The sequence below is a fragment of the Vibrio genomosp. F6 genome (assembly GCF_005146325.1).
Classification (GTDB): Bacteria; Pseudomonadota; Gammaproteobacteria; order Enterobacterales; family Vibrionaceae; genus Vibrio; species Vibrio cortegadensis.
On sequence record NZ_SYUT01000054.1, the window covers coordinates 35,568 to 46,515 of the forward strand.

The window sequence follows — 10,948 nt, forward strand, 5'->3', positions numbered from 1 at the left end:
GCCAATATAAGGTGAGCTCCCCTAGTTTTGCATTCAACTTATGTAGTGGTTGTTCCCAATGTTAGTGCTGACTGCCCTTCCATTTTTCTGCTAGCTTCTTATTCATTTTAAAATCAATGACGTTTGGTGAAGTTTCAATTGCAGACTTTTCAGCATTGCGCTCTTTCTGTTCTTCATGCTTAGCTTTTAGTTTGCTGAATGCCATTTTGGGCAATACAACAAAGCTGGCAAACAGAACACTTTTTGCACCATCGTAAATAACATTTTCGATAAATGGCTTATAGCTTTCATCTCCAGCATATTGAACAGCAATAGCAATAAACTCATCAACTACGCTCCCCTCTCTTGCCTCTTTGAGAGCCCAAACAATACCACTCTGACCTTCTTGATAAAGGGGAAGGTCAAGATCTTTTGTCACCTGTTCGAGTTCAAAAAGTGCGGTAAGCGTCGTATCTAAAACATGAGAAGACACCACCCCAAGTTGCTTTAGCTCACTGTAGCAGCCTGTTGATAATAACGAAGCGGGATTGTCTTCATACAAGGTATCTGTTTTAAAGGTAACTGAACCCAACTCAACAGCGTTTTTAAGCTCTAGAACTTGGTTTGCTCGATAGAGCTTAATATCACCAAAAACAAGTGGCTTAGGGGAAACATTTTGACTCTCTTCGTGAGTATCTATTCGACTATCTTCCAGAAAACCTTCCGCTTGCCCAAAGATAAACTCTTGAAGGTGTTTATCAATGCGCATGTTCAGTTTGAAAGGGGGGATCGTCGCGCCTTCAAGACGCTCAAAGTAGACTTTTGCCTTAGTTCTATCGACCGTTGATTTCAGCGTATCAAAGCGACCAAAACGGTTAATGCTCTGCTCATTAACATCCCCACCCATCAACTGGAGAAGTAAATCGCTATCTAAACCAAGAGCCTCAACAATAGCGGCTATTCGCAACTGTTCCTTCTGATTTTGATAGTCGTTGATGTAGTCTCTAAAAGTATGGCCTTCAATTAACTGTGCATCCCCACGCTGCAAATCGTGCAAAAAGAGCTTGGCATACTTTTGTTCACTTTGGTTTAGTGACGCAAATGATTTATGTAACTCATTGAGAGTTATTTCGACACTTGTGGAATCTTGGTGCTGATTAAGCTCTTTTAGATATTTATCAAAGCGACTATTCATGTAGTCGGCATCGATTTTACCCGTGTCTATTTCAGTTAGATAACCACTGATATCAAAAGGGACATCACCACCTGAACCTTCACCATTACCGTCCCCTTTGCCAGCAAGCTCTTTATAACGCTGAACTAAACTCATGTAAGTGAGTTCATCGATAACCAGAGTGACCTCGCGCTCAACACCGCTCTCGCCTTCTAATGAGTCAGTATAGGTAGACTGCTCCCAATTCAGACCTTGTACTTTGGCAGCTTCTAGGTGCTTGTTAAAGGTATTAAATAATTCGGTAAACTTAGCACAGAGCTCTACATCGTCTGGCAGCGTTTCAAAATTTTCAATACCTGAACTAGCAAACAGCTCAGAGATATCCGCTGACACCCTATTCATAAGCTCAATATTACTTGCCAGCCTATCAACAAAAAGCCCAATAGGTTTGTCGCCGGAGTAGAGTTTGACAGCATCATTAATGTGCTGCTCCATGGTATGTGGATAGCGATAATAACGAACAATGCCGTGAGGTTTGTCGGGACCAAACAAACGATTAGTACGCGAGAAAGCCTGAATAATATTCTGGTACTTAATCACTTTATCTAAGTACAAAGTATTCAACCACTTGGAATCAAAGCCAGTCAGCATTTGATCGACCACGATTAGTAGGTCTAGCTGCTTTGAAGGCTCTTTGTGGATATTCTTGTATTGCTCTTTATGGGCAAGCCGCGCAGCGATATCTTTTTTAAAGGCCGAATGGCGGGCAAAATCAAACTCTAGGCCATAGCGGGCGTTATAATCGGCCATAATCTCTTCTAGACCATCACCTTTGAACGTCGGGCCACGGTCACCACTACCATCATTATCAATGTTAGGGTCAAATAGGGCCGATATTTTTAGCTCAGGTTTATCTGCTTTTAAACGGCGATAATAATCTATTGCTTCAGCGATACTATTGGTGGCTAAAATGGCGTGAAATTTATTGCCTTGGCTAAGCACATCCCATTTATCTATGATGTCAGCGACGACTTTGTCTTGATGAGCCTTCGTTAAGTATTGGCTTTTAGGGATATAGTCTTCAATGCCTTTATGATATTTTCCTGTGGCATCTTTATAACCTGCCATCGGTACATCATTCATAAAGTGATTAAACTTTTTCTTTTTGGCAGGCTCTGCCATCGCATCAGTAACCGAGTCGGCCTTAGCTTGCTGTAAAGCAATCTCTTTTCTTAGTTCGCCATCCTTAAAGGTCGGCATTTTGTAAGGGTCAAAGCCCAATACGTTTCCATCACGAATACCATCAGCAATGCTATAGCGGTGCAACTCATTACCAAATACATCAGTGGTCGTATTACTATTAACTTGGTTTTCTTCATGGATAGGCGTGCCAGTAAAACCAAAAAAGAGGGCTTTCGGGAATGTTTTTTTCACCCTTACCAACATGCCTTCTTTATCTTCTGTACCTCCACTCATCGTTGAGCGGTGCGCCTCATCGATAATAAACACCAAGCGCTTAGCTCGAATTTTTTCAATGTCAGCCGAGTTTGTTGCTACTCCCTCATCATCCGCTTCTTCAAAAATATTACTCATTTTTTGAATAGAACTAACAATTAACGTATCAGCAGGAGCGGTGCTCTTTAGTTTGGTCACCAGTACATGAGTATTCTCGGTGGCTTGTACCACTTCTCCATCACTAGCAAATCCTTGATATTCAAGTAGAGACTGAGTACCAAGCTCGATACGGTCCATTAAGAAAATTACTTTATCGGCGTCTTTTGATTGAGCAATCAACTGCGCTGACTTAAAGCTGGTCATGGTTTTACCAGAGCCTGTGGTATGCCATACATAACCACCAAGCCTGTCTTTATTGTTTATACCACCTAACTGCTTCCAGTTGGTTTTTGCAACTCGGTCCGATATCGCATTAGCGGCGTAATACTGATAGCTGCGCATGACTTTAAGTATGCCATCGGTATCATCAGCAACGGTGTAAAAACCTATCAACTGATGTGCCATCGGGATGGACAGAAGATCAGATGCAATATCCTTCCAGTGATTTTTAGGCTCGTTATTATAATTGCCCCAATGAAATTGATAGTCGGGGTTAAATTTGCCATCCATCCCCGGATTAGCAAAGTATTTAGCCTCTTCTGGCTCCATGGCGACAAAGACCTGGATAAGCGAAAACAGGCCGCTAAAAATACCTTCTTTAGAGTACTTTTCAATTTGGTTGACCGCTTGACTTACCGGAACGCCGCTGCGTTTTAACTCAATATGAATAACGGGCATACCGTTTATTAGCAACAGTACATCACCACGACGATCGTTACGTAACGGGCTACCTCGTTCGAACTTGGGTTGCTGCACAATTTGGTAACGACTTTGACCTGCTGCGATCTCTTGGCGGTCATAAATTTTCAAACTGACTTCTTTGCCATAGTGCAGCGAGTCATCAGAGTTATCTCGTTTAATCGCGACCGTTTTACCATTAATTAAACCGTTGAGTTTGAGCGGCGTTTTCAACTCTTTGATCTGCTCAATAATCTGCTGCATTTCAGTTGTAGTCAGCGGTACATCGTTTAAGCGATCTTGTTGACGATTGTTTTCAAACAAAATGTTTGCCCAGTTTTGCAGTAACTCGGCCTCAGTTTTGTTTTTGAGGATTTCAGGCTCCCACCCTTTTTGGGTGAGAACCTCAATAAAAGCCTGCTCAAATTTTGCTTCAGTTTTAAAAATGGTCATGGTCATTCCTTAAACAAACATTTTGCTCAAACAAGCCTGCTTGATATTAGAGAGTTTAGTGATCTGTTGTTGGTGTTGATTGATTAAGCTATCAAGTTTTTGAAAGTAGTTGCCAATAGCGGTTTGCTCTTCAACGTTCTTTGGAAATACTACAAGAGTGTTCTGTATTGCGGTCTTTGATATTGATAGTACTTTTGTTCCTTGCATCAATGATGAAAGCTGATCATGGTATGAAGCTGAGTTTAAGTAGTAACCAAGATACTTAGAAGCAAAAGTCAGGGTTGGCCTAACTGCAATAGTGTGCAATCCAGAAAAAACCAACAGCTCACCTACATTGAGTAATTCTGTACACTTACCAACAGTATTATCTTCGGCAGCATCAGCAATCACTATGTCACCACTCTGCAAAGCGGTATGCTTCAGCTTATTAGCAACACCATTGTTTGTAATAAACGGTATCAGTTCACTGTCTGCATCTAAAGTTTCACCAAATTTAATTAATACGTCTCCATAGTGAATATTTTTTGCCAATCCAACTTGGTAGTTTAGCTCGGCTCTAGAAAGAGTATTGTTTGGTAAGTTAGCAAAACATGCTCCAAAGGGTTTCTCTTTCCACTCCCCACTACCCCCCTTAAAACGGATTTCCGGAACGGTTTCACCTTGCTTGGGAAACATTTTTTCCAGCATGGCTTTTTTCAAGTGACTGAGCTTGTCATGCTTTTGTTGGTGTTGCTTGATTAGGCTGTCGAGCTTTTGGAAGGTGTTGCCAATGGCGGTTTGTTCTGCCCTTTCACATTGCTTTATTGGCGTCGCTTTGGCCTGCTGAATGGTATAATGAGCAATAGTACCTATATGCGAGATACTCTTGATGTACTTTTTAAAAGTTTCACTAAATAGGAATGTATAAAGAAAACAACCATCAAATCTTTTGTCATTCTTAAACCAGAGTAAATCGGCATCCTTAAAATATAAAGGGTCATCATTGGGTACTAAAAAGGGAATACCAATCGAGCCACCACCAGTAACAAGTAGGTCATCAGTGGAGACCTTACCAATCTTGTCAGTGAGCTCTTTATACACATCATAAGAAATAAAAGCCTTAGCGTTTTCTTGCCCTTTGTATATAGATACGACATCACTAGTTCTAAAAAATGGAACCCCTGTTTCAGTCCATTGTTCCTTATGAACTCGTGCGGCAGAACGGATATCTATGAGTTCGCCAAGGTTGCGTTGCTCCCACTCCCCACTAAACCCTTTAAAACGAATATCAGGAGCTTTCTTTTCCACACTCATCTTATTCGCCCTTCAATAAGCTAGTCAGTTCGGCTAAGCCCTGCATATCAAATTCATTACCCGTAAGCCCATCCATCATTTCCGCCAATTCACCTTCGGTGGTTTTGATGTCACTCGCGACTTGCGAATAGGTTACAGCGTATTTATCCGCAAGGACTTGTACCTTTTTGGTAAGCTTGGCTATCAGGCTACTTGGCATCGCGGCAAGTTCGCAACTTAATGGAGCGATCCATTTTAGATTCAGCAGGTTCTTCACTTGCTCATCGCTTAAGCCTTCAATGGTAGTTTTCGTTTTAAGGTGCAGTTTAGTTGCCGCTTCTTTCACTGCTTTTTTCAGTGCTTTTTCTTCATTGATAAGTTTGTTAGCACGGATAATCTTGGCCTTATAGCTTTCTTCAAGCACAAGGCTATCTTCATTAAACTTAACATTACTGTCTTTCTGTTCTTTCAAGAAAGCCTTAGCTGCTTTTGCTACTTCAGCATTGACAAAGGCATCTTTGCTTTCTTTAACGGTATCTAACTCTTTATCTTCTTCACTTAGCGACTCTAATATTTCTTCAAGTATGCTGGCAATTTCTGCCAAACGATTCTCTTGTTTAGCTAGTGCTGCTAGGTCATCACTTAAGTGAGTTTTTTGCACTAAACCAAAAGGAAATATGTGACCTTTCCAGCCATCTTGCACCTCAGTATCTTTACCATTTTTCTTTTTGATAACGATATTCGGTTCAACTTGCTTCGTTGCGTCAAAACCTTCAGTTTGCATCATTTCTAAATCGGCGGTAATGATTTGCCATTGGTTGTTTAGAAACTGATAGGCTTGATATTTGTCGATTAAAGCAATAGGACTTAGGCGGTTAAAGAGTTCAACACTTAATGAAGCTTCTTGTTGATTGCGTTTAACCCTTTCCCAACCTTTAATGAGTTTGGTGTTTAAGTCGTCATCAAACCCAGCAAAAGCTTCTTTGTAACCTGCTATAAACTCTACCACCTGTGGATGACGGCTAATGCTTGTATTGACTGCGTCTTTAGCAATAGCCAGCTCACTGTACGCAGAAGATTTAGTCGCAAACAAGATGCTTCGAAGTTGTGGGAAAGCAAGCCAATATGAATTGAGTTCATCAATCTCACTGTTAGGGATACCGCCTAACATGGTGGCGTGTAAGTCCCAGCGTTCAGTCGCAGCTGAAGAGTCCACATAACGTGGTATGTTTAAGTTATAACCATTATTGCGTAAGGTTTCTTTGCTCACGACTTGTGAGAATTTATCGATACTCTCTCGATTGATCACAGCATCAACAGTGCGCTTAATATCACTCGCTTGCAGCTTGTTGTTTTTGCCTTCTTTAGTAAAGTGCTTAGAGGCATCAACAACCAATACATCGGTATTCTGGCGCTTTTGCTTTAGTACCAAGATCACAGTTGGAATACCCGTACCAAAGAAGATATTACCCGGCAAACCAATAATGGCATCAATGTGGTTCTGCTCAATAAGCTGCTTGCGGATCTCCCCCTCTTCACCACCACGGAACAATACACCATGAGGTAATACAATGGTCATAATACCATCAGGCTTTAGGTGGTAGAGATCGTGCAATAGGAAGGCAAAATCGGCTTTAGTTTTTGGGGCTAGACCAAAACGCGAATAGCGAGGATCACTATCTTTATAGCTAGGGTCCCATTGTTGTGAATACGGCGGGTTAGAGACAACAGCGTCCACGTATAATGCATCATAAGTGCCTTGTGGGTCATTCTCATCGAAGTATGGCCAATCGTCTTCTAGAGTATCTCCATTGCGGGTTTTAATGTTGCTGGCTTTAATACCACGCATGATCAGATTCATACGGGTAAGGTTATAAGTATTCGCTTTTAACTCTTGCGCATAATAGGTAATGCTGTCTTTGTTTTTAGCGTATTTTTCAACGGCCTCACCAATATTGATAAGGAGTGAGCCAGAGCCGGACGTTGGATCATAAATCTCAATGGTGTCTTTATTTTTTAGTTCATGAGCGATGATGTGCGACATGAGAACCGAGACCTCATGAGGCGTATAAAACTCTCCAGCTTTTTTACCCGCATTAGCCGCAAACTTTTCAATCAGGTACTCGTAGATGTAACCCAGAACGTCATAGCCTTGCTGACCGTTCATAGGGATACTTTTGATTAAGTGCAGTAAGTCGCTAATAGCTTTAGTTCGCTTACCCGCGCTTTCTCCGAGTTTGCTTAACCCTGTTTCTAGAGTAGTAAAGATGCCTTCAAACAACTTTTTGTAAGTAGGCGAAATCAAACGGCTAAAAGCAGAAAGTGCATCACGTACGTTAGATTCATCAAAGTCGGACGTTGGATCAACCCACGTTGAAAACAGATTTTCGTAAGCAATAAAATAGCCAAGGTTATCTTGAATGTATTTGACTGTTTCAGCGTCTTCTTCTGTTAGCGCTTTGACTTCATCAGACGTCATCCCTTCTTTGGTGACAAACTGCACCTGTTGATCGCTGAGGTACTTATAAAAGATGAAACCTAAGATGTAGTCTTTGTATTCGTTTGCTTCGATCTTTGAACGCATCTGGTTCGCTGATTCCCAGATTTTTGCCGCTAATTGTTGCTTATTCATATTTCACTCAATTCATTTCAACTATTGACCGACATCGTGAAAACAGTCGGCACATGTTCGTCATATTGTGTTTAGGGACTCAGTTAAACCTGATCTTCTTGCTCTGGTATCTAGGCTTCAAGAGCTTCACTCTAAACGCCAAAAAACCACCGACTTTGAAACCGATGGGAGCCGATCTTTAAAGGCAAGTCTCTAAGTGTTTTTCTAAGCTGACTTTAACTATGTCGCTGATTTTTTAATCGCGACTATTTCAGCAACCACCGAGTTGTACACTCGCGAATTCTTTATCCATTTTGAAACACGGAGAATACGGGAGAATTGAAGAATCAACAATGCGCAAAACCAAACTTTCAGCACTCCGGTTTCATATGTAACTTTTTGTTTTAGCCTAAATGACTCACTATTCAGCATCACGCCCTTCTCCCCTGCCATCCATTCGAATCCAAATCTTTTCAAATATATTTCATCACTATGCATAACCCCACCGATAGAAAAAGGAGCTGCTTATGCATAGAAATCCCTTACCCGCAACTTCATTCAACAAGACAGCTTTGCCTATCTCTCTGGCTCTTCTAGATACATTAAACAACGTTCTAAACAAACACACAGGACTCGTAGAGGGTCATCACACCATCCATTTCAGTAACAAGCACTACTCCGCTGAACATGGAGGCTACCACCCTGTTGAGATTGCACTGGCGAAAGGCGTTAACAACCTCTATTCAATCCTTTGCATCACAGATTTTAGCTTCAATGGATACCCTTACCCGACACTTGAGCGAGACATTGAGTTCGATTTCACTCATGCCACGGTCTTCACTCGATACTCCGGCCTAAAGAGTATGACTGCACCCAATATCGACAAGCTATATACACTATGGGAATCCAAATTTATCGCTAACTTAGCCAAGGGAGTCTACAACCAAGTCGAGCTGCGTAGCCGCTAATACCTGAGAATAGTTGATAACCACCACCTCTCTACCGACCCCTCACTTCTAGCTATCACCATGATTTTACAACCTTACTTTTTCACAGGAGAAACGCCTTATGTCCTATGACATTGTCTATGAACAACTAGCACTGCGTGTACCAAAAGAAGATGTCGCTCAGCAAGCCTGTACCTTCTTCAGAGAACGCCTCAACCACACAGACACCCAAAGCCCAAACGAACTCAAACAAGCCCTGCATGAACGTTACAGACTTAGGCTACGTGAAGATGACCTACTCATGCTCCACATGCTCATTGGCTCTAGCAATCTCTTTGACACGGAGACAAACAAACGAGCACGTAGCTGGCAGTTCTGTGGTGTAAAGACATTCAACCAACTACTCGTGAAATATGGTTGTGATTGCTCAGCAGCCGCTGAATCAGAAGATGTCAAACTCAATGGTCGAGACACCAAAGCAGAAGGTTGGATACGTGCATTACGTAACACACTGAATCACGCTAAAGACTATGGAGTGATGCCGTATTGTCACACCCTAGAGGTATGACTTAAAGCACCATTAGATACCTCGAAACAAACCCAATTAGATGAGTTAAAAACGCAGCTAAGTGATTTAGATGTAACTTGGAAAGAACGGCAACGATTTGATGACGATGGCTTTGATGTCGCAATAAAAGCCAAGTCTGCTTTTGAGATGTGGCTATTTCAACAGCTCATCAATGGTTACCAAGGCAAGTGCTGGATAAATGGCTCAGAGCCGCCCTATCACGCTGTAAAGAAGCATTCTATCTAATACACCTTAAGCACCATTACCCACCAGCTTAACGACCCTAAAAACACGTTTACCCACCATTCTAGAGGCCACCTTGTTATCAAGGTGGTCTTTTTTATTTTATTCGTAAAAAGGAAACACTCATGCCATCAACAAACAAATCAGACTCATCATTTATGCCAGAGGCAAAAAAAATCAAACCACTCACGGTACTTGTCCACTGGTCTGAGTCTCGGGAGTTCGCTGAAGAGACACTCTATGACTTTAATAAATTCGAAAAGAAAGCTCTGGAGGTTGCCAAACGCAACCCTTTAGGCGGTTACGATAAAACAAAAGTTACCGTGACCTTTGATAATGAACATCAGCACGAATGCCGCTTAGATTTAGGCTGTGGTGGTAATGATCAAGGCTTTGCTGAGCACTGTTTAAGCATGGCTCGTTATTACCGCCAGCATAAAGGATATGTCGATAAGCCTTGGCTTTATGACAAACACCACCAGCAGTTAATCGAACTCATTAACACTTATGAGTTGGACCACTCATTCGTAGACCTAGGACGTATGCAGGTTAAACAGGTCGAGGAGCAAGCTAAAGCCGAAGAAGCCGCGAAAGAAGAGGCCAAAGAACAAGCGTCAGCAAAGGCATACCGTGAGCACCAACAAGCGGAGGAGGCGTTTCAAGAGACCTTAGAAATCCCGCAATGGGCAAAAGGTGTGATTGTTGCCACACTCACCGACTATGACGCAGAAAGCAGTGAGCCGTATGCAGGAGAGTTTCATACTAAAACATTAAAGACCATCATTCTCGCTTGGTCGAAACACTCTCGAAACCTATTCCCTGAGCTGCGCAAAGCTTGTTTGAATCACCCTGAAACAGCTTTTCTTAATGACCCCGAGAAAAGCGTTGAACACCGTGAACGCTTTGCCATGGGAGAAGGCTACTACCTAACCGATACCAAGTATCTGCGTTACGGCTGGAAGATAAAGAAAATCAGCTTTTACCGAACAGAAAACAAAGCACGTTATGTGCCTTTAGGAGAGATCGCGATAAACGAATAAAAGAAAGAGAGGCGCTTAATTCGCCTCTCTGGATGGTCTTATTTTTTTCTGTTATCAACGACAGAATCGCTTGGTGATCACAATCAACCTGCAAGGTTTGAAAATAATTTCTGGACAAAAATCAGTTTCGGAAAATCGAGCATTAGCAAATCATGAATAACTACAGGGTATGGAAAAGTCATCACATAACCTACCAAAATAATGACTAGTTTTGCTCACCTATTAAAACTCACGTTCGGCGACTAATCTGTGTGTAGTGGTCAACTGATATTGGCCACGCTCTTAGAGTTTAACCAGAACAATCGTTCTGACTCGTTGGGTGTCAGCCCTCCATTATATTGATGGGGCCTGGCCTGACCTGACAGTAAT

Annotated in this window: 7 protein-coding genes; 3 read left to right on the forward strand and 4 right to left on the reverse strand. The window is 42.0% G+C overall.

What is annotated here, in order from left to right:
• Window positions 1–61: 61 nt before the first annotated feature.
• From FCV43_RS17470 to FCV43_RS17485, 4 genes are all read right to left on the reverse strand, one after another.
• On the reverse strand, window positions 62–3,898 hold the full coding sequence (locus FCV43_RS17470; protein ID WP_136995884.1) for a type I restriction endonuclease subunit R, EcoR124 family: 3,837 nt from the start codon (window positions 3,896–3,898) through the stop codon (window positions 62–64).
• Between the two features lie 9 nt (window positions 3,899–3,907).
• Complete coding sequence (locus FCV43_RS17475; protein WP_136995885.1) at window positions 3,908–5,191, reverse strand: restriction endonuclease subunit S; 1,284 nt, start codon at window positions 5,189–5,191, stop codon at window positions 3,908–3,910.
• 1 nt (window position 5,192) lies between these two features.
• Complete coding sequence (locus FCV43_RS17480; protein WP_136995886.1) at window positions 5,193–7,802, reverse strand: type I restriction-modification system subunit M; 2,610 nt, start codon at window positions 7,800–7,802, stop codon at window positions 5,193–5,195.
• A 219-nt stretch (window positions 7,803–8,021) separates the two neighbouring features.
• Entirely contained in the window at window positions 8,022–8,279 is a 258-nt protein-coding gene (locus tag FCV43_RS17485; protein WP_136995887.1) for a hypothetical protein, read from the reverse strand.
• A 29-nt stretch (window positions 8,280–8,308) separates the two neighbouring features.
• On the opposite strand from FCV43_RS17485, the gene FCV43_RS17490 reads away from it, so the two are divergent.
• From FCV43_RS17490 to FCV43_RS17500, 3 genes are all read left to right on the forward strand, one after another.
• The gene (locus tag FCV43_RS17490) at window positions 8,309–8,749 is read left to right on the forward strand and encodes a DUF2787 family protein (RefSeq protein ID WP_136995888.1); all 441 of its coding nucleotides are present in this window, start codon (window positions 8,309–8,311) and stop codon (window positions 8,747–8,749) included.
• A gap of 100 nt (window positions 8,750–8,849) precedes the next feature.
• Window positions 8,850–9,296, forward strand: a complete 447-nt coding sequence (locus FCV43_RS20695; RefSeq protein ID WP_240697185.1) for a hypothetical protein — start codon at window positions 8,850–8,852, stop codon at window positions 9,294–9,296.
• Window positions 9,297–9,664: 368 nt separating this feature from the next.
• Window positions 9,665–10,579, forward strand: a complete 915-nt coding sequence (locus FCV43_RS17500) for an LPD25 domain-containing protein (RefSeq protein WP_136995889.1) — start codon at window positions 9,665–9,667, stop codon at window positions 10,577–10,579.
• Window positions 10,580–10,948: the final 369 nt, after the last annotated feature.

Bases quoted from the DNA above. Each gene is read 5' to 3' on its own strand.
- FCV43_RS17490 (WP_136995888.1), top strand. From the start codon at position 8,309: ATGCATAGAAATCCCTTACCCGCAACTTCATTCAACAAGACAGCTTTG.
- FCV43_RS17470 (WP_136995884.1), bottom strand. From the start codon at position 3,898: ATGACCATTTTTAAAACTGAAGCAAAATTTGAGCAGGCTTTTATTGAG.
- FCV43_RS17500 (WP_136995889.1), top strand. From the start codon at position 9,665: ATGCCATCAACAAACAAATCAGACTCATCATTTATGCCAGAGGCAAAA.
- FCV43_RS17475 (WP_136995885.1), bottom strand. From the start codon at position 5,191: ATGAGTGTGGAAAAGAAAGCTCCTGATATTCGTTTTAAAGGGTTTAGT.
- FCV43_RS20695 (WP_240697185.1), top strand. From the start codon at position 8,850: ATGTCCTATGACATTGTCTATGAACAACTAGCACTGCGTGTACCAAAA.
- FCV43_RS17480 (WP_136995886.1), bottom strand. From the start codon at position 7,802: ATGAATAAGCAACAATTAGCGGCAAAAATCTGGGAATCAGCGAACCAG.
- FCV43_RS17485 (WP_136995887.1), bottom strand. From the start codon at position 8,279: ATGCATAGTGATGAAATATATTTGAAAAGATTTGGATTCGAATGGATG.